This window comes from Aureliella helgolandensis, assembly GCF_007752135.1.
Lineage (GTDB): Bacteria > Planctomycetota > Planctomycetia > Pirellulales > Pirellulaceae > Aureliella > Aureliella helgolandensis.
The window spans coordinates 2723013-2745818 of record NZ_CP036298.1; the positions used below are offsets into that span (position 1 = coordinate 2723013).

The 22806-nt window shown below is 54.9% G+C and carries 21 protein-coding genes and 1 tRNA gene; 17 read left to right on the plus strand and 5 right to left on the minus strand.

Annotated features, from left to right (window positions below; genetic code table 11):
• Positions 1-107: 107 nt before the first annotated feature.
• Together Q31a_RS09675 and lysA are read left to right on the plus strand one after the other, a co-directional pair.
• On the plus strand, positions 108-992 hold the full coding sequence (locus Q31a_RS09675; protein ID WP_145077025.1) for a rhomboid family intramembrane serine protease: 885 nt from the start codon (positions 108-110) through the stop codon (positions 990-992).
• 112 nt (positions 993-1104) lie between these two features.
• A complete protein-coding gene (gene lysA, locus Q31a_RS09680) occupies positions 1105-2370 on the plus strand; it encodes a diaminopimelate decarboxylase (RefSeq protein WP_145077028.1) in 1266 nt (421 codons plus the stop codon).
• A 16-nt stretch (positions 2371-2386) separates the two neighbouring features.
• Here the strand turns inward: lysA and Q31a_RS09685 are convergent, their stop codons facing one another.
• A complete protein-coding gene (locus Q31a_RS09685) occupies positions 2387-3730 on the minus strand; it encodes an SAM-dependent methyltransferase (RefSeq protein WP_145077030.1) in 1344 nt (447 codons plus the stop codon).
• Between the two features lie 480 nt (positions 3731-4210).
• On the opposite strand from Q31a_RS09685, the gene Q31a_RS09690 reads away from it, so the two are divergent.
• Positions 4211-7123, plus strand: a complete 2913-nt coding sequence (locus tag Q31a_RS09690) for a hybrid sensor histidine kinase/response regulator (protein ID WP_197356580.1) — start codon at positions 4211-4213, stop codon at positions 7121-7123.
• A 143-nt stretch (positions 7124-7266) separates the two neighbouring features.
• On the opposite strand, the gene Q31a_RS09695 is transcribed toward Q31a_RS09690, so the two are convergent.
• Positions 7267-7461, minus strand: a complete 195-nt coding sequence (locus Q31a_RS09695; protein ID WP_145077035.1) for a hypothetical protein — start codon at positions 7459-7461, stop codon at positions 7267-7269.
• Between the two features lie 203 nt (positions 7462-7664).
• On the opposite strand from Q31a_RS09695, the gene Q31a_RS09700 reads away from it, so the two are divergent.
• From Q31a_RS09700 to Q31a_RS09710, 3 genes are read left to right on the plus strand one after another with little or no spacing between them, the layout of a single operon-like run.
• Entirely contained in the window at positions 7665-9074 is a 1410-nt protein-coding gene (locus tag Q31a_RS09700; protein ID WP_145087067.1) for a DUF1501 domain-containing protein, read from the plus strand.
• Positions 9071-11011, plus strand: coding sequence for a DUF1549 and DUF1553 domain-containing protein (locus tag Q31a_RS09705; protein WP_145077037.1), 1941 nt, complete (start codon positions 9071-9073; stop codon positions 11009-11011). The genes Q31a_RS09700 and Q31a_RS09705 overlap by 4 nt, the downstream gene beginning before the upstream one ends.
• Positions 11012-11056: 45 nt before the next feature.
• Positions 11057-12466 carry a hypothetical protein gene (locus Q31a_RS09710; RefSeq protein ID WP_145077039.1) on the plus strand — a complete coding sequence of 470 codons (1410 nt, stop codon included), beginning with the start codon at positions 11057-11059 and terminating at the stop codon, positions 12464-12466.
• A gap of 96 nt (positions 12467-12562) precedes the next feature.
• Here Q31a_RS09710 and Q31a_RS09715 read toward each other — a convergent pair whose 3' ends face one another.
• A complete protein-coding gene (locus Q31a_RS09715) occupies positions 12563-12748 on the minus strand; it encodes a hypothetical protein (protein ID WP_145077041.1) in 186 nt (61 codons plus the stop codon).
• Between the two features lie 246 nt (positions 12749-12994).
• The gene (locus Q31a_RS09720; protein WP_231691134.1) at positions 12995-14038 is read right to left on the minus strand and encodes a Gfo/Idh/MocA family oxidoreductase; all 1044 of its coding nucleotides are present in this window, start codon (positions 14036-14038) and stop codon (positions 12995-12997) included.
• Between the two features lie 331 nt (positions 14039-14369).
• Here Q31a_RS09720 and Q31a_RS09725 point away from each other — a divergent pair, with 331 nt between their 5' ends.
• Together Q31a_RS09725 and leuB are read left to right on the plus strand one after the other, a co-directional pair.
• Complete coding sequence (locus Q31a_RS09725; RefSeq protein WP_145077043.1) at positions 14370-15155, plus strand: 3-keto-disaccharide hydrolase; 786 nt, start codon at positions 14370-14372, stop codon at positions 15153-15155.
• A gap of 48 nt (positions 15156-15203) precedes the next feature.
• The gene (leuB, locus tag Q31a_RS09730) at positions 15204-16283 is read left to right on the plus strand and encodes a 3-isopropylmalate dehydrogenase (protein WP_197356584.1); all 1080 of its coding nucleotides are present in this window, start codon (positions 15204-15206) and stop codon (positions 16281-16283) included.
• A 189-nt stretch (positions 16284-16472) separates the two neighbouring features.
• Here the strand turns inward: leuB and Q31a_RS09735 are convergent, their stop codons facing one another.
• Positions 16473-16754, minus strand: a complete 282-nt coding sequence (locus tag Q31a_RS09735; RefSeq protein WP_145077047.1) for a hypothetical protein — start codon at positions 16752-16754, stop codon at positions 16473-16475.
• 161 nt (positions 16755-16915) lie between these two features.
• On the opposite strand from Q31a_RS09735, the gene Q31a_RS09740 reads away from it, so the two are divergent.
• The 9 genes from Q31a_RS09740 to Q31a_RS09785 all read left to right on the plus strand — a co-directional run bounded on the left by Q31a_RS09740 (position 16916) and on the right by Q31a_RS09785 (position 22724).
• Positions 16916-16989: transfer RNA gene (locus Q31a_RS09740), tRNA-Ile, on the plus strand.
• A gap of 514 nt (positions 16990-17503) precedes the next feature.
• Entirely contained in the window at positions 17504-17710 is a 207-nt protein-coding gene (locus Q31a_RS09750) for a hypothetical protein (RefSeq protein WP_145077051.1), read from the plus strand.
• 215 nt (positions 17711-17925) lie between these two features.
• Positions 17926-18192 carry a hypothetical protein gene (locus Q31a_RS09755; protein WP_145077053.1) on the plus strand — a complete coding sequence of 89 codons (267 nt, stop codon included), beginning with the start codon at positions 17926-17928 and terminating at the stop codon, positions 18190-18192.
• A 133-nt stretch (positions 18193-18325) separates the two neighbouring features.
• Positions 18326-18586: a hypothetical protein gene (locus Q31a_RS09760; protein WP_145077055.1), complete on the plus strand. Its 261-nt coding sequence runs from the start codon at positions 18326-18328 to the stop codon at positions 18584-18586.
• A 563-nt stretch (positions 18587-19149) separates the two neighbouring features.
• A complete protein-coding gene (locus Q31a_RS09765; RefSeq protein ID WP_145077057.1) occupies positions 19150-19593 on the plus strand; it encodes a hypothetical protein in 444 nt (147 codons plus the stop codon).
• A 95-nt stretch (positions 19594-19688) separates the two neighbouring features.
• On the plus strand, positions 19689-20360 hold the full coding sequence (locus Q31a_RS09770) for a hypothetical protein (protein ID WP_145077059.1): 672 nt from the start codon (positions 19689-19691) through the stop codon (positions 20358-20360).
• Positions 20361-20812: 452 nt separating this feature from the next.
• On the plus strand, positions 20813-21064 hold the full coding sequence (locus tag Q31a_RS09775; RefSeq protein ID WP_145077061.1) for a hypothetical protein: 252 nt from the start codon (positions 20813-20815) through the stop codon (positions 21062-21064).
• Between the two features lie 551 nt (positions 21065-21615).
• Positions 21616-22251: a TIGR03067 domain-containing protein gene (locus Q31a_RS09780; protein WP_145077063.1), complete on the plus strand. Its 636-nt coding sequence runs from the start codon at positions 21616-21618 to the stop codon at positions 22249-22251.
• A 122-nt stretch (positions 22252-22373) separates the two neighbouring features.
• Positions 22374-22724: a hypothetical protein gene (locus tag Q31a_RS09785; protein ID WP_145077065.1), complete on the plus strand. Its 351-nt coding sequence runs from the start codon at positions 22374-22376 to the stop codon at positions 22722-22724.
• The last annotated feature ends 82 nt before the right edge of the window (positions 22725-22806 follow it).

A 22806-nucleotide genomic window follows, 5' to 3' on the forward strand; every position in this document is an offset into this window, starting at 1 on the left:
GGAGCTGTCTGCAGTCGGCGGAACAACCCATGCTAGTCGTATCACGGTGGCTCACCCACCGATATTTCAACGCCATGTCCTCTTTCTCTGAATGCACTTAAACTCCGATGGGCATCTACGATCGCGACTATTACCGTGAAGATGAGTTAAGGCCCATTCGACCGTGGGACAATCGGTCCATGGTCAGTCTGCTGATCATCGCCAATGTGGCCGTATTCGTGCTCGACTTTCTCACCAAGTCCTCGGTGGGACGATTGACGGACGCGCTGGAATTGCGCCCGCAAGATTTGTACCACCCGCTTCAGTGGTACCGCACTTTGACCTATGGGTTTTGCCACGATTATCGAGGCATTGGGCATATTCTGTTCAATATGCTCACCCTCTATTTCTTGGGGCAAGGAGTTGAGCATAAGTACGGAAAGTGGGAGTTTCTGAGGATTTATCTCGTTTCCATTGTCCTTTGTGGCTTTGTTTGGCTGGGCGTTCGCGGGGGCGCCGTTGGGCCTGGTGTCATCGGCGCATCGGGAGCGGTCACCACGATTGCCATGCTATTTGTGTTCTCCTATCCCCAGTCGACGCTGATGATTTATGGCGTTGTGCCAGTCAAAGCTTGGGTGATCGGCATCGTGCTGGTGATCAGCAATCTTTTTGGACGTCAGGCCTACGTTGCTTATGACGTGCACTTGGTGGGGGCTGCCTTCGCGGCTGTTTACTTCTATGGCGGCCTGAATTTTGGCTTCCTGGAAAGTTGGTGGGGCAGTACTCAGACTTCCATTGCCCAGAAGCGCAAGGGGTTCAAAGTGCATCGTGGAGATTCGCACACGCCCGATGACTCCGATGCCAGGGGGACCTCCTCGGAAACTAAAGATGAAATTGAAGCGAACCTCATCTTGGATAAAATCCATCGTGAAGGTCAGGACAGCCTGACCGCACGCGAGCGCAAGTTCATGGAGAATTACAGTCGCAAGCTCCGCCAGCGACGTGGTCTCTGAACAGGCCTGTCTGAGGGCGATTTCTGCCGCACTGCACCTACCGAATTATTGCTACGGAATGCGCCGAGGCGCATCGGCTCATTCTTTCCATTCAAAATAGACCGATCCAATTATGTCAACAGCCACTTCGTTTCCAACGCTCCGTTCCCAAATTGCCGGTATGGCTGTCACGGAGCTAGCGGATCGCTTCGGAACTCCTTGCTACGTTTACGATTGGTCCATTATCGCCCGACGGATTGCCGACCTGCAATTGTTTGACGGAGTGCGCTACGCCCAAAAGGCTTTGTCGAACATCGCAATCCTCGACCGCATGCGTCGGCACGGTGTGGTCGTCGACGCGGTCAGCGCGGGCGAAATTGAACGCGCCCTGGCCGCTGGCTTCCGTCCCGATACCCATCCGGCCGGCATCGTCTATACGGCGGATGTATTTGACCAAGCTGCTTTAGATTTGGTGGTTCAACACAACATTCCGGTCAACTGCGGCTCTCCCGACATGATTGACCAACTGGGGGCTGTTGCTCCCGGACGCAATATTGCACTCCGCATCAACCCCGGCTTCGGCCATGGCCATAGCCAAAAGACCAATACTGGAGGGCCACAATCGAAGCACGGGATTTGGCACGAGGCAATCGACGACTGCTTGGTCCGCGCCGATCGGCACGGCTTGACGGTGACTTCGATGCACATGCACATTGGCAGTGGTACCGACATCGAACACTTGGCTCAAGTGTGTGGAGCCATGGAGAAGGCTTGTGAAACGGTGGGGCGTACGGTGCAGACCATTAGCGCCGGAGGGGGCCTGCCGGTTCCGTATCGTGAGGACCAAGCCTACGTCGATATCGAAGAGTACTTCGGATTATGGAATACGACTCGCAACCGATTGCAGGATAAATTTGGTCACGCCATTGAGCTGGAGATCGAACCGGGAAGATTCCTGGTTGCAGAGAGTGGCTATTTGTTGGCAGAAATTCGTGCAGTCAAAGAGATGGGAGAGAACACGTTCTACCTGCTCGATGCAGGTTTTAATGATCTGGCTCGACCAATTCTCTACGGGGCATATCATCCCATCTCCATTGCGCACCGTGGTCCCGTCAGTGGACTACAACGCGATGTTGTTGTGGGGGGGCCGCTCTGCGAATCGGGAGATATCTTCACGCAAGAGGAGGGCGGTTTTGTCTCGCGCCGCACGCTGCCCGTTGCAACGGTCGGCGATATCGTGGTGTTGGAAGTTGCAGGTGCCTATTGCTTTGCGATGGCGAGCAATTACAACAGCAAGTACCGCTGCCCAGAAGTCCTGCTCGAGAATGGCGAGGCGAAAGTCATTCGCCGACGCGAAACCGCCAGCGATTTGATGGGACTCGAGACCATCCCCGAGTAATGCCCCGTACCCGAAACTAAGCGGCGCGGCGCCGTGGCTCAGGTGTGTAAAGGTGTTCCCGCGTGGGGGGCATTCCGGAATGTCCCTTTTTAAACTGGTTCGAAGCCACGGTTTGGAAGATGCGAGCCGTGCCATCGGTCAGCGCCATGCAGACGCCTGCCAAGTACAGCAGCCACATGCGGTATTTTTCTTCTCCAATTAGTTGAATGGCTTCATCACGATTGGCCTGCAAGCGATTCGCCCAGTGCTCACAGGTTAGTCCATAGTGGTCGCGCCAGCCTTCCACATCATGAACTTCCAGGCCGGTGAACTCCATGCAATCCACTACGTGCCCTTGGTGATCGAGTTCTCCGCCTGGAAAAATGTACTTGGTCAGCAGACGACGCTCTGGAGAATTGCGCCGGAATGCTTTGGGGCTCGATTTCGCTGGACGTGTTATCGCATGATTCAGAAACAGGCCGCCAGGGGCCAATACGGATCGTACCTTTTGCATATACTTCGGTAGATTGGCGATCCCCACGTGTTCCGCCATCCCGATGGAGGCGACTTTATCGAAAGTGCCCTGCAAATCGTTGTAGTCGCAGATGGCTGCCGTTACGCGTCCGGTCAGGCCGCGACGGGCAATTTTCTCTTGCGTGACCTCCAATTGCGCATCGGATAGTGTAATTCCATGGGCCTTTACACCGTAGTGCTCCGCAGCGTGGCAAATTAAGGCCCCCCATCCGCAACCGATATCGAGCAGGCGATCGTTCGGCTGCAATTGCAGTTTCCGGCAGATCATATCCAGCTTGTTTTGTTGCGCCTGTTCCAAGGTTTCATTCCAGTCACGGAAATACCCACAGGAGTAGACCATCTCATCGTCTAGAAACAACTTGTAGAAGTCGTTGCTGATGTCATAGTGAAATTGGATGAATTCGCGATTGTCGATTTGCTTGCGTTGATGTCCGGTATCATCGCCGTCGAACCGCAATTGGCTTTTGACATTCATGTCGCGGGACAGGCCAAAATTGAAGGCCAGTCGTACCAACAGTGACTTGGGCAGGCTCCGCGATGTGCGTTTGGCACCTTTGACTCGCATGGTCCGCATGAAGGAGACGAGATTGCCGCCATGAAAATCGATATTGCCTCGAGCATACTGACACAGCAGGTTCTCGGCAGTCGGGCGACGGATCAGCGAGCCGATCACGCCAGGCCCTGCAATCGACAGCTCATATCCAGGAAGGGGATCATGCCCCAGCGGGACGACATCTCCGTCCCAGAGGCGAATGGAGATGCGGCTGTCGAGTTTTTCAGCCAGTACTCGAAATAGTTCTTTGGCGGTCGCGAGCTGCCGGGCGCGTCGTTCAACTTTACTTAACAACTCACTGTCTCCCTATAATTTTCTTGCTGACGGCAAGTGCTAGCAATCGAAGAGTGCTTTGCCGACGCCAAAGCTTCGGTTATGGGGCCAACGTTGGATCATGCGGCCCTAATGCGAATCCGGAGGGGAACGCTCTCCCGGTCGAATCGTTTGCCGTTCGGCAGTTCGGTCCGGTATGACCCAAACACCGCTACCCATGGCGCACCACTATGTCACTTAAAGCAGATTTTGGGACGCACTGTCAATAGAATTCGTGGCGCTGTCCAGTGACTCGCCTGAAGGCGGTTTGTGGCGACTGGCAGGCTGCAAATGTGAGGGCTTAGCCGGGCTTGGAGTGTGTTAGGAGGTCATCGGTTTGGGGGACGGGCAGTAGCCGGATTGCCGGGGGAACTACAGCGGTGCTCCACACTGCGCGACACAGGTATGATAAACTGCGACGATCTTAAATTGTCGCCAAAATGTAGGAGTACGCATCGTCGAATGTTTAACATTGGCGGCAAGTTGAAATCCCCATTTGTATTTGTCGCGCGTTTCATTGCCCCTGCTGCGAACGTGACGATGATGCTGTGGTGCCTGCTGAATACAAGTGCGGGAAGTGTCCAGGCTCAGGATACTTCAGTCGCTGCCGCATCGCCGGTCATTACGACGCTGCGCGACTTGCGCGAACAACGCGGTAAGCATGTGAGCGGGGAGGAGCCGCTTCGCCGAATTGACATGCAAGTCCGGCTGACCTTCTTCTCACCTACTTGGAATCGATTCCGGGTTCAGCAGCATGGAGAAGATCATTGGTGCGTCAGTTCCCGTGAACACTTCGATGTGCTCAAGACCGCAAAGCTAGGGGATCTACTTCGAATTCGAGGGACCGACGGCTTTGCCAAGCCTGTCTTGAACGTGGAATCGCTTGAGTTCCTCGCGTCCGGAAGCGAACGCGACCTGCTGCGTCTCCCCGCCTTTCGGGATGGCAAACCGAACCTATGGAAATTTGTGACTTACACCGGTACCGTCGCAGAGGTTTTTGGAGCAAAAGACTCGATTCGTATTAGGTTCGAGGATCCCGAACGCGTCATCCGTGCGCTGATCTTTGACACCACTGCGACGCCCCAACAGTTGAATCTCGTTGGCCAGCGGGTGCAGGTCTCGGGGTTGATGGAGACGGCTACGGAACGCTCGACTGGAAAAAAGAGTGGGTATCGATTGGTTGTCAAAGAGTTTTCCCAGCTGCGCTTGGAACCGAATTCCAATGTGGACAGCATTCCACTGACGCAGCTACGCCGAGATACGCAAATTTTGTACGTTGGTGAAGATTACTACATTGCCGACGGTTGTCGATTTACCTGCGAGCATTCGGATGGATTGTTGCCGGGCCGCCTCGTGGAAGTTGGACTGGGGGATTGGCAGCCTGAATCCTCCATGGGGCACGCGAAATGGCTTGTGCAAGGGGACATGCTTGCGCTGGCTCGCCCCCCCTTGCTGACTGCCGCGCAGATAGCGGACTCCGGCGACTTTTATCGGCGAGCAACCATTGTTGGTCGCGTGAAAAAGTGCGTGGTGGAGCACGGGGTTGCTCAGCTATTAGTCGCCTCTGGAGAGGAATTATTTACCGCCCAAGTCATGCACCGATTGCTACCAGAATGGGACGGTGAAAATTCCTTCGAAATCAATCACGTTCCAGGCACGCAAGTCCGCCTTACGGGCGTGATTGATCGGCTGGAGACTGCCGCCAACGGCAGCCATTTCCTAATGCACGTTGCCGATAGCGGTGATGTGGAAGTTCTTTCCTTGCCCGTCCAGTTTCGCACCGATCACGTCAAGTGGATGATTGCGACGCTCGTCGTTCTTGGGCTAGGGGTTGTCGCATGGCAGATCGGTCTGCGACGGCAAGTCCACCTAGCGACTCAAAAATTGCGTTCACTGAATGCCAGTGGGCTAGCCACATCCCGCGCGGCGCGTGACGGCATTCTGGTCTTCGACACCGACCGTAGGGTGACGCAAGCCGATGGGAAACTGGCGGAAATGTTCAACAGTGGATTTGTGGTGGGCGCTACGGCGGACGCTACCTTGCAGAACAAGTTGCTCCATCTCTTCGCACGCCCAGAGGAATTTCGAGAATTCTGGGCAAACGCATTCGCCTCAGAGAACCTGGCGAGAACCGCAGAGTTCGCTTCGCAGGCGGTCCAGGGATGGCTATCTGTCTACACCGGACCAGTGGTCGACGATCAAGGTGCAAATGTCGGGCGAATTTGGACTTTTGATGATATCACGCACCGCAAGAAGCTCGATATGGAGTCGTTGCATTCACAAAAGATTAACGCCATTGGTCGCTTGGCAGGTGGCATCGCGCATGATTTTAACAATTTGTTGCATGTCATCGGCTCCAGCTTGGAAATATTGACCGTCGAGAAGGCTCCCGCTAAAGTTAGCGAACAATTGGCGACGGTCTCGAGTGCAATTGAACGAGCTTCGGAGCTGACCAATCAACTCCTTACCTTCTCGAAACCGGGACAACTGAAAACCGAGGCATTCGATGCGAACGAACTTGTCGCACGCGTTGCCCAGACGGTCCGCAGTCGGTTGTCAGAGAGTATCCATATTCGAACGTCACCAGAGACCGGTGTCTGGCCTGTCGAGGGGGATGTAGGGCAACTGGAACATGTACTGATCAATCTCTGCAACAATGCAGGAGATGCAATTCCTCAACGCCCGGGAAACATTGAGATACGCGTTTGCAATACGATGCATGAGTCGCTAGGCGAGTGCGTGCAACTGGCCGTGATTGACGATGGTGTTGGCATGTCAAGCGAGGTTTTGGAACGAATCTTCGAACCTTTTTTTACCACCAAACAATTCGGACATGGTGCAGGACTGGGGCTTTCGATTGCTTTTGGTGTCGTTTCACAGCATCAGGGGAAAATCGAGTGTCATTCGGAAGTTGGGAAGGGCACGCAGTTCTCTATCTACCTGCCTCTCACTAGACAACCAAAGGTATCGGAGGGGCGACCTCAACAGGCGCTGACTACGGGTATGCCGGAGAATCTGAAGATATTGGTGGTCGATGATGAACCCTTAATCATCAAGTCCTTCGAATTACTATTGCCACAACTTGGCCATCGCGTTGTGAGTGCCAAAGGCGGCCTGGAGGCCCTGGCTAGACTGGCCACGGATAGTGAATTCGACCTCATCCTGCTGGACCTTACGATGCCCGGCATGTCGGGCCTGGAGACTTTGGCTGAGATTCGAAGCCTGTCTCGCGATATTCCTGTAATTGTTTGCAGCGGATACTCCGACGATGCTGAGCGGGTAATGAATCACGAATATTTGCGCGTTTCAGCGTTCCTGGGAAAACCCTTCCGCATGCGAGATCTCAACCAGCTGATTAGCTCAATCGATTTTTAAACAGAACAGCCAGGTGGCCCGGAGGTGAGCTAGCCAGATTTCTTGCGTGCCGTTGAATCAAATCGTAGTCGTCGGGTGCGTACGGCGGTGAATACGCTTGCAACTGTTTGCCTGAGCAACGCCGTTCGGTAGGAATTTGCACTTCAATCGTCTTCGGCCTGCAATCCCAGCAGGCTGATAGACTGCGGCTTGCATAGGTGACGTTTGCTGTGGGCCACGCGGGCACATTTGCGACAAATGTATCGACAGTTGGGTAAATCTGCAGCAATCTCCGGCAGCAGTTTTTGCAGTTGTGTCTTTTTCAGTTTGCAAAGCGGCTTGTCCGTGTCTTTCAGCATGCACGCATCCCTGTTCATTCGGCTAACTCAATTCTGACGCGGTCTGGATTGGACTGATGGAGGGTTGGACAGCACTGAATCTACCGCACAACTGCCAAGTTTTCAGGAACGCCCCGTGAGAAGCTGGTATGCTGGAAACTGAGATGCCGGACAGGTACGACAGCACTATTTTCCTATTATCTACTGAAGAGGCCACCGATCCCATGGGCAATTTGCAAAGAAGAAGGTTTATCGCAAATTCCGGGAGTGGCCTTGGTTGGTTGGCGCTGCAATCCCTACTTGGACAGACATGCCCGCTTAAAGCGGGGGAGGCTGCTGGGAATCGCTGGATTCGCCCTCGACACACCCGCGTCAAACGCGTGATCTGGCTCTTCATGCATGGTGGGCCGAGCCATGTAGATCTCTTCGATCCCAAGCCGGAGTTGCAGCGTCTTGCTGGAAAAACCCTTCCTCCGAGTTTTGGGGAAGTCATGACGCGACGCCGCGTGGCTGAGAACCCTTTATTGCCAGCTCCGCGCCCCTTCCGACCACGCGGAAACAGCGGAATTGAAATTAGCGATTTCCTGCCCCACCTAGCTGAACATGCGGACGAAATGTGCCTTATCCGCAGCATGCATGGCGATAGCGTCAATCACCCTCAGTCGGTCTACCAAATGAACACCGGCAGCGTGTTGATGGGGCGTCCCAGCGTGGGAAGTTGGGTCGCCTATGGGCTGGGGAGTGAGAACAACAATCTGCCCGACTACGTGGTATTGCCCGACCCTGCAGGAGGATTGAAAGGTGGCCCGCCTGCTTGGGGAAGCGGTTTTCTCCCCGCCAGCTATCAAGGCGTGACGATGCGGAGTGGTGCGAATCCGATTCTGCACTTGAGCCCGCCCGCTGGCGTGTCCCCGAGCCAACAACGCCAGGCGCTGCAACTAACGCAGCAGATGAATCAAATGCATCTGCAAGCTCGAGATCAGGACGACGAATTGAGTGCCCGCATCAAAGCGTACGAACTCGCCTTCCGCATGCAGGCCGCCGCGCCCGACTTGGTCGACTTTTTTGACGAGTCTCAGACGACTCTCACGCAATACGGGGTCGACCGACCGGAAACCGAAGATTTCGGCAGACGCTGCTTGCTAGGACGTCGGATGATCGAACGCGGCGTCCGCTTTGTCCAGATTTATTCGGGCGACACCAACGGTTGGGACGCCCATAACAATCTCTTGCAGAACCACTCTCAACACTGTCTCGCTACAGACCAACCTGTGGCGGCCCTCATGACCGACCTAAAACAACGGGGGCTGTGGGACGATACGCTGGTGATCTGGGGCGGAGAGTTTGGGCGCATGCCGATGAGTGAATCAGGCACCGGACGGGATCATAATCCATGGGGGTACTCTTTGTGGATGGCCGGTGGCGGTGTCAAACCGGGCTATGTGCATGGCGCTACCGACCCCATAGGCTTAAGGGCCGTCGAAGATCCAGTGCATATCCGCAACTTCCACGCTACGCTGCTCCATTTACTGGGCATCGACCCGGAAGCCCTTTCCTACTATTCCAACGGCCTGGACGAACGGCTCATTGGGCCGACGGACGACGTCGAGATCGTCAAGGAGGTCTTGGCATGATTCGTTCACTTCGGAGCGCGCGTTGGAAGACTCGGGCTGTTCCAACCCTCTGGCTGTGTGGGGTGCTCAGTGGCCTGCTCAGCACCGCCACGCACGCGGCGGACTCGCTGCAGACTGGCGTCGAATCGAACGCCGTCATTCAGGAACCGCCCATCACTGAATCGGACCGACAACATTGGGCTTGGCTACCACTCGCACGGCCTCCCTTGCCCGACGTGAAACAGGTTGCTTGGCCTGAAAATAGCGTCGATTACTTTATTTTGGCAGAGCTTGAATCTGAGGGCCTGACCCCTGCGGGGCAGGCCGATAGGGCAACCCTTCTGCGACGCTTGAAGTTTGATCTGCATGGTCTGCCTCCCACGTTGGAGGAGCAGCGGCGGTTTCTGGAGGACCGAACACCAACTGCCTACCGGGAGTTGGTTGATCGATTGTTGGCAGATCCCGCCTATGGCGAGCGCTGGGCCCAACATTGGCTCGACTTGGCTCGGTACGCGGAAACGGATGGTTTCGAGCATGACAAAATTCGCCTCGATGCGTGGAGGTACCGTGATTGGGTGATCAATTCCCTCAACCAGGACTTGTCCTATGATCGCTTTATCACACAGCAACTACTAGGCGATGGCTCCGGCAGTTCCACCGCTCAGGTCCCCACCATGTTCTGTCTAGCAGGGCCCGACATGCCGGACATCAATGAGCAAGACCTGAGAAAGCACGACAAACTCAATGAAATCGCTTCCACGGTCGGGGCGACGCTCCTGGCGATGCAGGTGCAGTGCGCGCAGTGCCATGATCACAAGTACGATCCGATTTCCCAGGCCGATTTCTACCGTCTGCGCGCCATTTTCGAAGCGGCTCTTCCCAAAGTCCGACGAGATGTGCAATTGGACGTTTTCCAAGCGGCCGATGCTCCGCAACCAAGCTACCTTTATTACCGGGGAGAATTAAGCCAACGAGGGCCCGCCGTTCCTCCTGCATTGCCGCGGGTGGCTGTTGTCGAATCCGAAAGTTACCTGTGCCGCTCCGATGCACCACGTGAGGACTTTGCAAACTGGCTGTTTTCCCCCACCAATCCCCTGACCGCTCGCGTAATTGCCAACCGCATCTGGCAACACCACTTTGGCCTAAGTTTGTGTGAGAATCCGAGTGATTTTGGAGTGGTCGCTGGAGAACCGACGCATCCCGGGTTGCTGGATTGGCTCGCCAACGACTTGAGAGACCATGGCTGGAGTATGAAGCATTTGCATCGAACAATTGTGATGTCGGCAACGTATCGCCAAGCCAGCCACAAGACGCACCCGCGATCTTCCTGGGAGCGTTCCTTGGAGCAGGATCCCGACCTGGAGCTGTATAGCCGTTTTCCGCGCCAACGCTTGGAGGGGGAAGTTATCCGCGATGCCCTGCTGTTGATTGGAGGGCAACTCAACCGCCCAATGGGAGGTGCTAGCGTGCGGCCACCCTTGCCTCAGGAGTTGACCAGCACTCTGTTGAAGGGGCAATGGGAAGTCAGCCCGGCAGCATCGGATCATAGACGCCGCAGTGTCTACATCTTTGCGCGGCGCAATCTGCGTTATCCCATTTTTGATGCTTTTGATCGTCCAGATGCAGGGGCGAGCTGCGCTCGACGTGAACGCTCAACAACTGCGATTCAAGCCCTAAGCATGCTCAACAGTCCGCTGACGTTGGACGCAGCTGAATCGCTTACCGTACGTTTACTTGCTGCCAATCCAGGCTCCACGTCGACCGACTGCGAGTCGCTGATCCAGCAACTTTTTCAACGTGTTTTGGGGCGGCGACCGACGTTGGAGGAACAGCAGCAGATGGCCCAGTTCTTCCAGGGCAGCGGAGAAGCCGCCTTGGAGCCTCAAGGTCTTGAGGTTCGTCTTGCGACGGCCTGCATCGCCATGTTCAATACGAATGAATTTTTGTATATCGATTGATACGCATCGTCCAATCTACGCTCCCAAAGAATTGAGGATCTTCCAGTGCAATTTATCCTCTGGCACTCGCGCAAATTTTTGCTGGCTGCTTTCCTGCTGGTGGGCTGCCTGGACAGCCAAGGAATATGCCAAACGGCTGAATCCCTCCCGCAATCGGAGGGGCCCAATGCCAAGTCACTGCTGGCCACCCTGACCACGGTCCTGCCGTTGCTTGAAAAAAAGGACTTTCAGACCGCGGTAAATCATTTTGCCCTTCCGCCCCACCTCCGTCCCGAAGACTTGGATGGGCTGATCGAGCGGAATGAGTTGTCAGCAGCTGGCATCGAAATACTACGTGAGCATGCCACGTTTGGGAGTGCCGTAGAGGTTTTTGGTGAGGCGCGAGGGACGGCCTTTGCTGAAAAAATGGGAGTTGCCGTCGCGGATTGCTACGGTTTCAATCATGAGACGGAAGGCGGAACCGGGGAGGTCATGGCGGTTTGGGATGGGAAGCGTTTCAAGATCGTACGATTGGATGACGTCGGAAAAATGCAAGTCCCGCAGAGCGATGGCACGACGCCCTCCATACCTTCTCCGAAAATGGCTGCGGAACCCCAGCCGAGCGTCGAAGAGCTTAGCCAACAATTGCCAGCCTATGCTGCCGCGGTGGAAGCTGCCCCCGAGGATGTTTCAGCACGTGCCAACTATGCGACGCTCCTATTCAAAATAGGGAATACGCCCGCCGCATGGACTGAGCTGATGACCGCCTACCAACAGCAACCGGACCATCCTGGGATTCGCCGTGGTCTCGAACACGTTTGGAATGATTTTCGGCGCAAGGCGGTGTTTACCGTTGGGATGCCTCCCGAGGGGATCGAGGGCTTGCTAGGCGCTCCAACCCAGACTCGAGAATTCGACTGGGGAGTCCGCTGGGTCTATGGATTTCTCTGCATCGATTTTCACGACAATAAGCTGCACGAAACCATTGATTTGCGAGGTGCTACGGAAGCCTTGTTCCGACCCACCGAAACCGTTTCGGTAACGCTCGACGGTAGAACTTGGCTGTGCATGGATCGCTCGAAAGATGCCCACCACACCACTGCTCTTCTGTTCAATCCAGGCGAAAATATGGCGAACTGGAGGGAACAATTTGAAGTGCAACGCATTTTGGATGGCACCCAACTCGGCTCGCCGCCAGAGGTCGCCGAGCGGATGATCCAGCAGGTCAAGCAAGCCGTGTCCACGGCTGAATGCAAGATTCTTACGACTGAAGCGGAGTCCGTCATGATCGCAGTTAAGCTGCCCGACGGTTCTCCTGATAATACGCAGCACCAGCTGATCCGCTTGATGTGGGGGCCCAATGACGTGCATCGCATCGCCTATTCCATCAAGACTAAGGAACTGTCCGAAGCGATGCAAAAACAGTGGTTCGGTATCTTGAGTGCTGCCAAGCTCACACCGGTCAATGCACCCTAACACGCTGGCGATGCGTTGAATTGATTGCGTTTACAGTGCAACCGTAAAGCCCGCTCCCGATTCGCACCTTCGAGCCACTCGCAGAGACGTCGGATTTCAACTCGCAAGCTTGTGCGGAGTGCATATCGCACAGCCCCAATCGACAGCCAGTCGCACGGCAGCTAACGTACCGGCAGCTAACGTACCGGCGGCTAACCTACCGGCGGCTAACCTACCGGCGGCTAACGTACCAGCGCGCTCACGTTTCAATGCGCTGCTGGCTGTGGAGGAACGGGCATTCATTCTGCAGGGGCTCGCCCAACAGCCTACTTGGAGCGGCTGAGGGTGTAGGGGCTGACGGCACCCAAGGCCCCGTGAAATCCGAGCCGGAGTCGCGGGGCCTTTGACGGTCTTTGGCTCTGGGCTGACAGCGCGTCTCAAGTGCAGCAAACCGCAGGTGGAGCGTGGAGAGGTCACTACCGCTTGAACGCGATGGGGAAGGTTTTCATTGCGTTTGCGAGGAGAAACCTTCACATATCGTCAGGCCGTTCAGCGACAGGAAACCCACTCTCCAGACACTGCCGAAGCTTGAAGGCACTGGCAGAGATGGATTGCATCTCGAGCGTGAGAGACATCGAGTCGAGGGTTCACCGAGCCTGAAACAATCGAGGCTGCCGCGTCTTCAAGTTCTGCGGTGAAGCCAGCGACTTCGCTCGCTTCAGGCAGCGTGGGACGCTCGGTGGTTGCATCCTGCTTGTGAACCATCAACGGCATTACCTCGACGCCATCGGTCAGCGCAGCGAGTTCGTATTGCAGCAGTCCTTTTTCAAACTGAATTTCCATGCCATGGCAGAACGGGCGTCCATTCTGCTCACTCACGCCACTCGATGTTCCCACGAGGACGCCAGGTTCTTCGAACTCCATCAATGACTGGCAGAATTTAACGGTGCCATCCTTCAGTTCCGCGGAACACATGACGCGCCGCGGCATTCCAAACAGCAAGCGAATGAAATGCGCGTCGTGGACATGGAGATCGATGAGCGGGCCGCCTACGGTCGATGCATTGTAAAAATCGGGTATCCAATCGGGAGGGGAAATGATCCGTTTGAAGTACCCCCTTTGAACGCTCCCCAAGCTGCCCGATTGAGCCGCTTGATACGCATATTGAAATTCGCCCATGTAGGGCAGGACATGCGCCACCATCGCTTGTCGATTGGCAGCCTGGGCGGCAGCGATGATCTCATCGCAAGCGGTGCTGGAGAGTGCGAGTGGCTTTTCGCACAAGACGTGTTTTCCTGCCGCGAGCGCTTTGCAAGCCGCTTCGGCATGCAAGTGGGGTGGCAGGCAGATGTCTACCAAGTCGATGGACGGATCGGCCAAGACTTCATCCAGCGTTTCATAGGCAGTCAACCCCTGCATTTCAATGGGGCCGCCAGGGGGACCAAAGTTTCCTTGGATACCGGTCCAATCTCCGGACCGTTTCTTGGGATCTCTAGAACAAAACGCCGCTAGCTTCACTCCCTGGCTTTGTTGGTAGGCCAAATAGTGAATCCAACCCATAAATCCCACGCCAACTATTGCAGCTTTCAACATTGGTCCGCTATTTACCTTGGAAAGTGTGAGGAAGGTAGAAGTTTGAAGACTGGGCAGTATAGACCAATTCGGCTCCTATCTCTTCCCCGCTCGCAGGCCGGTTTTGGCGGGGGGGGGAGGTCTCTGGCCCACACCCGTTCCTAGGGAGCCTCACCATAATTCAGGGGAAGCCGCCGTTGAAAAAGTGAACCCTCGGACGCATTAAACCTGCCGCATATTGCAACTCGCGCTACTTAGCTGCTTGATCATCCAAGCATCCGAGAAGATAATGTGCATTCCGCGCTCCGCTTTGAGTGACCCACCCCCAACTTATTCCCTCAAGAGAAAATTCATGCGACACGCCTTCCTATTTTTAAGTGCACTGTGTGTGACCCTTGCTCCGATGACCGTCGTGGCGGACGAGTACCTGACCGGCATCCAATGGGCGGAGCCTTCGATTGTTCAGCCGGGTGCCACCAACGCCGATCCGCCCTCGGATGCGGTGAGCCTGTTCAACGGCGAGGATCTCAAAAATTGGAAGAATGGCGAAAACTGGACGGTCAAAGATGGCATCGTTTATGCCGGAAAGGGCCCCATTACTTCCACTGAGGAATTCGGGGATTGCCAAGTCCATCTCGAGTGGTCTTCGCCTGTAGAAGTCAAGGGCTCGGGGCAGGGACGCGGCAACAGCGGGATGTTCTTGATGGGGATCTACGAAATGCAGATCCTCGATTCTTTCGAAAATCCCACCTACTTTGACGGTCAAGCGGCTTCGATTTACAAGCAGACTCCGCCCATGGCTAACGTGATGCGGAAGCCGGGAGAATGGAATGTCTACGACGTCATCTGGACCGCTCCCCGTTTCAACGAAGATGGCAGCCTGAAGTCGCCTGCGTTCATCACAGCACTGCACAACGGTGTGGTGGTATTGAACCACTTTGAACTCTTGGGCGATACGCCGTTCAACCGTCCACCTCAATACACGAAGCACGCTGAGGTCGGTCCGATCAGCTTGCAGGACCACGGAAATCCAGTACGCTTCCGCAATTTGTGGGTCCGTCCCATCTCCGCTCCTCAAGGAGAACGAGTGCGTGAACCCTATCTCCGTAACGGCGATCTAGAAACCCCGATCAAATAATCGAATCCTTGCAAATTCCCTTTTACAAAAATTCAGGATACCACTGACTTGGATATGCAGTTTGTACTTCTACCCGGCGATGGAATTGGCCCAGAGATCGTTTCCCAAGCTCGACGCGTGCTCGAGTTTATTGGCCAAAAGTTCGGCCATTCCTTCCAGTTTCAAGAGTGCCTAATCGGTGGTATTGCCATTGACCAGACGGGCGATCCGTTGCCTGCGGAGACGATTGCAGCCTGCCGCGGCAGTCAAGCGATTTTGTTGGGAGCGGTAGGGGGCCCTAAATGGGATGATCCTTCCGCCAAGACGCGTCCAGAAGCCGGATTGTTGCGAATTCGCAAGGAACTAGGGCTGTTCGCGAACCTCCGCCCCATCGCTCCCTTCAAGGAGTTGTTGGATGCCTCGCCGCTGCGACGGGAGATTGTGGAAGGGACTGATATCCTGTTCTTCCGGGAATTGACTGGCGGGATTTATTTTGGACCATCCGGCTCCGAGGACCTGCCCGATGGCGGCGTGCGGTCCTTCAGTACCATGGTCTATGAAACCTCGGAAATCGAGCGCATCTTCCGCCTGGCAGCCGATGCCGCGCGGCTACGACGCAAGAAGCTCACGATGGTGGACAAGGCAAATGTGCTGGAAGCCAGCCGGCTTTGGCGCAAGGTCTGTGCCAAGATCGCCCAAGAAGAATACTCCGATTTGGAGTACGACGTGGTCTTGGTCGACGCCATGGCGATGCACTTAATTAGCCGCCCGGCGACGTTCGATGTGGTGGTTACCAGCAACATGTTTGGCGACATTCTGACTGACGAAGCTTCGATGTTGCCCGGCTCTCTCGGAATGTTGCCGAGTGCCTCGCTAGGGGCGGACGGACCAGGCCTCTATGAGCCGATCCACGGTAGTGCCCCTGACTTGGCTGGCAAAGGGGTAGCCAACCCGCTCGCGACGATCCTGGCTTCCGCCATGATGCTGCGACATTCGTGTGCCATGCCTGCGGAGGCGGACGCTATTGAAGCAGCAGTGCAAGCGGTACTGGGCGCCGGACATCGCACGGCAGATATTGCTCGCCAAGGTCAAACCGCCATTGGCACGAGCGAAATGACCGATCGTGTTCTGGAACAGCTCAAAGCCTAGAGGGCCCACCAATTCGCAGCCCTCTGAATTTTTCGGCGGGCTGCGTCCTTTCACCGACTGAGGCTGGGAGACCTGCCTGTCGGTGTAGTACCCTCGCCAGAGCATCGCTAGAGCATCATTTAGTTGCCAGCAGGAAAGCTGGCGGCGATGGGGGCTGGCACCGGGGGGCAGAGGAGCGGTGAACGAAGTTTATTCGTCGCCAAGCTTCGCTGCGGCAGCCTCGGCGACGCCAGTCGTCTCACTGCCAGCGGCTTCGGGTGCGGCAGACTCCGCAGAAAACGGCTCTGTAGGAAGACTCCCTGTGTAGGCCGGTTCCCGATAGCTGTGATCGCGTTCGATTTCTGGACCTTCGATGGTCAGGATCACGAACATCACGAAGGCTAGCGTACCAACGAATGCCACGATTGCCAGTACTTTGATCGACATTGGCAAGGCATCGGAACTAGCGGGAACATCCATTTTTTCTTGCACATCAAACTCCTCAAGGCTACAACATTTGGGAATGCATTGGAATCGAATTTGGAGCTTTGCGTAACCCGCCGAAAAGGATAGAATTGACCCCTTCACCGCTCGCGCACCGCTCGCGGTGAAACGAACCTGCTGCGTGACAATGACCTGTGTCGCAGCGAGGCGGGCCGGTAGCTCAGTTGGTTAGAGCAGGGGACTCATAATCCCTTGGTCCGGGGTTCAAGTCCCTGCCGGCCTACTATGAAAACGCAGGGGAAACGCTGTTTTCCCCTGCGTTTTGTTGTTTAGACTCGATGCGCGCGAGTTCTGGTGTCTCCCTGGCCACTATCTCCCTGGCCACTATCTCCTCTGGACTCAGTGTTGTCACAAAATCACTGACATTCTTTCGAATCCAGCCTGTGGGCGAAGTGCGGGACGACATCCTGCTCGGCTCCCGGCACTAGGTGACCAGGAGTAGCATGGCCCCCGGGCCGTGTCCTTGAGCCGTGTCCCTTGAGCCGTGTCCCTTGAGCCGTGTCCCTTGAGCCGTGTCCCTTGAGCCTTGAGCCTTGAGCCTTGAGCCGTGTGCCTTGAGCCGTGTGCCTTGAGCCGTGTGCCGTGTGCCGTGTGCCGTGTGCCGTGTGCCGTGTGCCGTGTGCCGTGTGCCGTGTGCCGTGGTGCATTGCATTGAGATTGGGCCACGGACCGGGGGTCCATGCTACGCGAGAAGACATAGGAAGCGAGCAGGTTTAGCATGGGAGGCGTGTGGACGGATGAGCGGCAACCGAGTGACGATCCGGCATTTCTGGAGCGTGGTTCGGATTGAAATTATCTGCCGCGGCTCCACGATTCAGCCGAAGAACGCAAAGCATTGGAAATCGTGGTACTTGGCCCGCACCGAGCGTCCGACGGTCGCTATTGGCGAGCGATCACTTCAGCCGTTTGTGCGAGCACGTCGACATCTCGCTCCAGCCGCCTAGCGGCGCCACTCTTGAGAAACTCCGGTAGCTGCTCAAGTAAGTAGGCTGCAAGCGAAGAGAGCGTGGAGCCCGTGAGTGGCTTCCACTCCCCTCTGCAGGTTTAAATTTGCGGGAAACCGCATCTCATCTACGAGAAAATCATTGCTTGAGAGTAATAATCTCGCAAAAATGCATTCCCCCCCCCCTTTAGGAACCTTATCGCAAAAGAGGCTGTTGTGAGTTTTGGAACACCTGAAGTTCTGGTTCGTTTCTCCGCCAAAGATCGAGAAGGAAATGAATACTTACTAACGCAGTACACGATGGTCACCCACAGCGGCACGATCTCTGACTCCCACCAGGCTGATGCGGGTGAACAGGGAAACCGAGTGTTGTACATCGTTACCGAAGATCGCCGTCTCGTGCTTAGAACTGCGAAAGGAAAGTACAAGATTTCCACTCCGGCAGAAACGTTGTTATTCTCGGACGATCCGCAGGCTCCCTAATTGCCGCTCCCTGAACGGGCGTCTCGCCTGGGGGGCTTCTTTCGTCCTCCTGGTGGGTGTTGTTGTGGGGCGTAGCAAATGCGACACTTTTGATTCCTGTTCGCTACTGCCCCTAAGCCTTCGGGATTCCGCCGTGCACGATAATGCCCCATTTCTCCTTGCTCGATTCGCTGCCAGCGACAACCAGGGGAATGAGTACTTAATCTCTCATTACGTTATCTACTCCGATGCCGTAATGAGCGACAAACCCATCAGCAAAGCCCCGCGCGAGTACTTCCTTACCGGAGATCAAAGACTCGTGCGATGGGTTGCCAAAGGCCATTTCGAGACTTGCGACACCTCCCAGACCCAGCTGTTTACCGACGATTACCAATCCCCCGATCGCCCGGCGTAAGCCGCGCCGAGCGGATCGAACCACGGACCATCGCCGCCCCGTTTGCGCTCGCGTTTACGCCAGTGGACGCTCTAAAACCCAACCTTCCAAGCTCTGCACCTCAGGTTCATGGTTCTGGGGTGCGTTCGGTATGGATCAATTGCAGCCATCCGACTTGAGCCGATTGGGAATTCGTTCGCTGCTGCAGGTAAGGATTCCGACACAACGACTGGTTTTTGCTGCTCGTGTGCGCGGCGTGTCATTCGCATTGCCACGGAGTAACTCACTTCCATCGCCGTTTCGAAGCTGTAGAGTGGGGATTGGAGATTTGATTGGACTCCTGTTTCTTCATCGACAGGCCTGGGCAGTGGACTCGTTTTTACCCACCACCCGCTGGCTAACAAATTTTCCAATTCTGCCTCCTGCCAGTCTTTCAGAATGGAATTCCGCCCTGGGATGTGGATAATTGAGGCAAGATAATTGCCGACCGGGCCCAGGATAATCCTCTTGAACATGGCATTATTCTCATTGGCCAAGGATATTAATCGTTCGTCGAGAAAGTCTCTACTCAATTGGAGCATCCAATGCGTTTCTTGCTTGTTGCGATCACCTGTTGTTCATTAATGACACTTTTTGTTTCTCGAGGGCTGACTTCGGATAAGAAAGAGCAAGGAGTATCTGAATTGATTTTGGAATACGGAAGACTCGTACGGCGGGTTGGCAAATCTCACCCATCAATTGCAGCGCTGCATAGAGAAATCGAATACTGCATTGATGACGGAGACAATAAGCTAGACAAACGTGCGCTCAGCAATGAACTTGACGTGGAATTTCGCAAATACCGCGAACTAAGGGATCAGGTCGGGCTAGCACATCCATCAACTCAGGATGCATTGCATAAAATATCAATCGTTTCACGTCTGATGGTGGCAGGAGACGTTGTCACGCATGCGAATCTGGACAGCTTGTTGCCCGGAGCTGGTGGTGCGGACCGTAACAAAGAAGGGACTCGACGAACCACGGATTGAACTCGAGTTCCGTTGGTTCATCGACTTTGCGATTCCATCTTATGTGACGGAACCGCGTTAATCCTGCCGTACTGCCACTACTTCGAGATATCGCAATGCGAAGACTTTCACTTGCTCTGGTTTCGCTAATCGTCTTGTGTGCGTCGTGCAATCAAGACTCGCCTGAATCAGCCAGGCAAGCTTCGGATGAAGACAACCATACTAAGACAACGAATCGCGATACTGTCGAATCAGGGAATCTAGGCGTACAATCTACATTGGAGGGAGACGAGCGTTTTTCCAGCACACTTCCCTATATTCGGCGTGGCCGCGATTTGATGATCCTTGGCTTGCTTGAAGATCCTGAGCATCCTTGGCGTCCGGCCTTGGTGTTGCTTTTGAAACTTGCAAGCCCAACGAGCGTCAACGTAACATACACAAATCAACGTGTCGGCGAAATGCAATTGTTGAGGCGTGGCTATCTCACCTCCGTCGGCGAGCGTTTTCCAATCGAGTATCGTTACACGAAATCGCAAGTGCCCGTTACTGATGCACTGGCCCTCGGAGGAAAGGACTTCCCACTTGACTCCGGCCGCGTGTTCACGATCGATCTGTCGAAAGACCCAGTACAAATTACGCAACTAAGTCTTGAGATTCCGTATTCGATTCCCGACGGAGCGACAGTCGCGACCATGGAGAACGACATCACAACCGAACACTTGGAAAATCTTCGTGATGACCTCGCTGCAAAGAACTCGCAAGTCAAGGACTTTGTCGCGAAGCGATAGATATGCGCGGCATAGCCAGCGTATCCACCTGAGCGGCGGTGCAAGCGTGTGTTGGAATTAAAGTCAACTCCCGCCGCCCGGTGATGCCGGGCGTCATCTGGCAACGGAGAATTCAGATGAGAATGATGATTCTGAGCGTATGCATCTCTTTGATTGCGGTCACTGCTACAATGAGTCGCGCTGATGCTCCAGCTACTAAACTCAACGGTACATGGCAGTATGTTGCGGCAATCGAGACTCATCGTATTATCACATACGATGATTCGTCAGCGATGCAACTTGTAATCTTGGACGGTAGGTAGGCGATTTTCAAAAACGGGGCGTTGGTTCATGGCACGGTCGAGACCGTTGAATACGACTCACAGACAACCCCGAAGGCCTTCGTTCGCTGCAAAGGGAAGACGCCGCATGCAGTCGGTTCCGCGATCCTGAAGATAATTGGTGACCATCTGATGTATACGACTACGCCATTGGACGCGACCGGATTCGGTTCAACGTCTGGCGCGGTTGGTTATTTCGAATCCGATCCGGACAGCGGTGGGGTAAATGTGAATGGTCCGCTCGGTGGCACGAATGTCGGCTTTGTCCGTCCTTCCCAGCATCCGCCAAAATCCTTCTCACCAGAAGGAACGTCCAACACCCAATACATTCTTCGGCGAATCAACGACTCAATATCCCTGATGAAACAGGTAGCAAAGCGATAGACGCGGCGCCGACCATGCGTTTCTCAAATAGATGACCAACCACGGCGGCCCGGTTAGCGCGGGCGTATCCGCCTCAACCCAAATGGGAATTCCATGAAAAGCTTATTGTTGCTGCCATCTGCTTGATAGTTGGCGGAGTGGCGGTGACTTGCGCTGCCCGCCCAGATGTTTCGCGGCAGGCAAACGGCCTATTAAAGACCTCCGACGCATTAGGGCGCGGATGCACTGTGTCCGCGTTTTCGGCGATGGCTGATGACGATGGTGGCTCAACTGTCATTCAAAGCGAAGGCAATAGCCTGCGTTTTGAAAAAAACGATTACTTATTGACGGATACGTCGTTGCTGACCTCTCTGCCGATATGAAAACATTCGATGTTGCATTCGCCGATACTGCAATCGAAGTCACTGCTGATGGACAATTGCTCGTCGAGCAAACTCGGTCAATTGCGAGGCTTGCTGATCTGGCTACATATTGAAATGCATGACACGAACGGCGGAGAACAAGGCGAGGCACCTAGGGGCGGTGCACATGCGAATTGATGGCAGTGACTAATGCCGTCGCTTATGATCGCAATCGTTCTGCTGCAGTCGAAAATGTCGCACGAACTCGACCTCGATTCTTTCGGAATTCAAAACCATACGGAGAAGGACTTGAGACTGCATATTCTCGGAATCGTTTGCGTATTTTTCTTGTGCGTCGCTTTCAATGCTCGCGCGGACACGCTGCAAGAATCGAATCGTCACGATTCGCAACTCGACGGTGTCTGGGTTCTAGAGTCGATTGAGAAAGGCGGAATTACTGTAGAAGGTGATGGCATGCCTGAGCGAATGCGGGGTACGACACGAACGATAGATGGAGCTGAAATGATTCTCTCGCGTGGCGGCGGAACGCGTCAATTGAAGCTTACAATTTCAGTGGATACCAGCCCAAAACGCAAGCGGATGGATATTTCGGCCGTGCGCGATGGGCAAACTCGAGTACTAAAATGCATCTACGAAATCAAGGATGGTACATTACGGATCGCGGAGAACGCCACGGAAAGACCAGTCTCCTTTCATACTGCAAAGTCGACTCGTACGATGGTCACGACGTATGTGAGGAAGAGCGAAGGAGGCAGTCCTGCGGTAAAAGACTCAGAACCGAGCGATGAACACGGAGTCGCCGATCCAGCCCAAGATGCTAAATAGTCAATCTCGGCGACTGGCTTATTGCCGCGGTTGTTACAAAGGATCAAAGCCGGGACGTAAGCGGCATTGCTTGCGCTAGAGCCATGACTCACCGACCTGATTACGGAGGTAGGACTGAAACGATGATTCTCTACTTTGCCCAAACTCCGGAGCTCGCCGACTTGCCGTCTCCACAGGAACGAGATGCCGTCCACGCGATTGCCTGGCGCCAGCTCAAATCGGAACAACCTGAATTATGGCGTAGATCGTTCTGGATTGTCATCGGTTGCGGGGCTCTCGCTTGCCTTCTAGGCTATCTGCTGTTGTCGTTTCTTCCGGATGGACCTTGGGAGATTGGGCCGTTTCAAGCACCTCCGCTCGCGTTCCTTGGTGGCATTGCCGGCGGTTTGGGCGCGGTGATTCACATCCACCTTACTGCGAGTGCGCTTCGTCCATACTACGCAAGTATCATCGCAAGCCGTGAATTGCGATAGCCAGCGCGTGCACGAATCGAGCTGGAGATGTTTGAATGACTAGCGGGTGTAACTCCGTCTGAGTAGCTATTAGCCACAGGCT

Excerpts from the sequence above, each read along its gene's own strand:
- Q31a_RS09675 (WP_145077025.1), top strand. The coding sequence starts at position 108 with ATGGGCATCTACGATCGCGACTATTACCGTGAAGATGAGTTAAGGCCC.
- lysA (WP_145077028.1), top strand. The coding sequence starts at position 1,105 with ATGTCAACAGCCACTTCGTTTCCAACGCTCCGTTCCCAAATTGCCGGT.
- Q31a_RS09690 (WP_197356580.1), top strand. The coding sequence starts at position 4,211 with ATGTTTAACATTGGCGGCAAGTTGAAATCCCCATTTGTATTTGTCGCG.
- Q31a_RS09695 (WP_145077035.1), bottom strand. The coding sequence starts at position 7,461 with ATGCTGAAAGACACGGACAAGCCGCTTTGCAAACTGAAAAAGACACAA.
- Q31a_RS09700 (WP_145087067.1), top strand. The coding sequence starts at position 7,665 with ATGGGCAATTTGCAAAGAAGAAGGTTTATCGCAAATTCCGGGAGTGGC.
- Q31a_RS09705 (WP_145077037.1), top strand. The coding sequence starts at position 9,071 with ATGATTCGTTCACTTCGGAGCGCGCGTTGGAAGACTCGGGCTGTTCCA.
- Q31a_RS09715 (WP_145077041.1), bottom strand. The coding sequence starts at position 12,748 with ATGAATGCCCGTTCCTCCACAGCCAGCAGCGCATTGAAACGTGAGCGC.
- Q31a_RS09720 (WP_231691134.1), bottom strand. The coding sequence starts at position 14,038 with ATGTTGAAAGCTGCAATAGTTGGCGTGGGATTTATGGGTTGGATTCAC.
- Q31a_RS09725 (WP_145077043.1), top strand. The coding sequence starts at position 14,370 with ATGCGACACGCCTTCCTATTTTTAAGTGCACTGTGTGTGACCCTTGCT.
- Q31a_RS09750 (WP_145077051.1), top strand. The coding sequence starts at position 17,504 with ATGAGCGGCAACCGAGTGACGATCCGGCATTTCTGGAGCGTGGTTCGG.
- Q31a_RS09765 (WP_145077057.1), top strand. The coding sequence starts at position 19,150 with ATGCGTTTCTTGCTTGTTGCGATCACCTGTTGTTCATTAATGACACTT.
- Q31a_RS09770 (WP_145077059.1), top strand. The coding sequence starts at position 19,689 with ATGCGAAGACTTTCACTTGCTCTGGTTTCGCTAATCGTCTTGTGTGCG.
- Q31a_RS09775 (WP_145077061.1), top strand. The coding sequence starts at position 20,813 with ATGTATACGACTACGCCATTGGACGCGACCGGATTCGGTTCAACGTCT.
- Q31a_RS09780 (WP_145077063.1), top strand. The coding sequence starts at position 21,616 with ATGCCGTCGCTTATGATCGCAATCGTTCTGCTGCAGTCGAAAATGTCG.
- Q31a_RS09785 (WP_145077065.1), top strand. The coding sequence starts at position 22,374 with ATGATTCTCTACTTTGCCCAAACTCCGGAGCTCGCCGACTTGCCGTCT.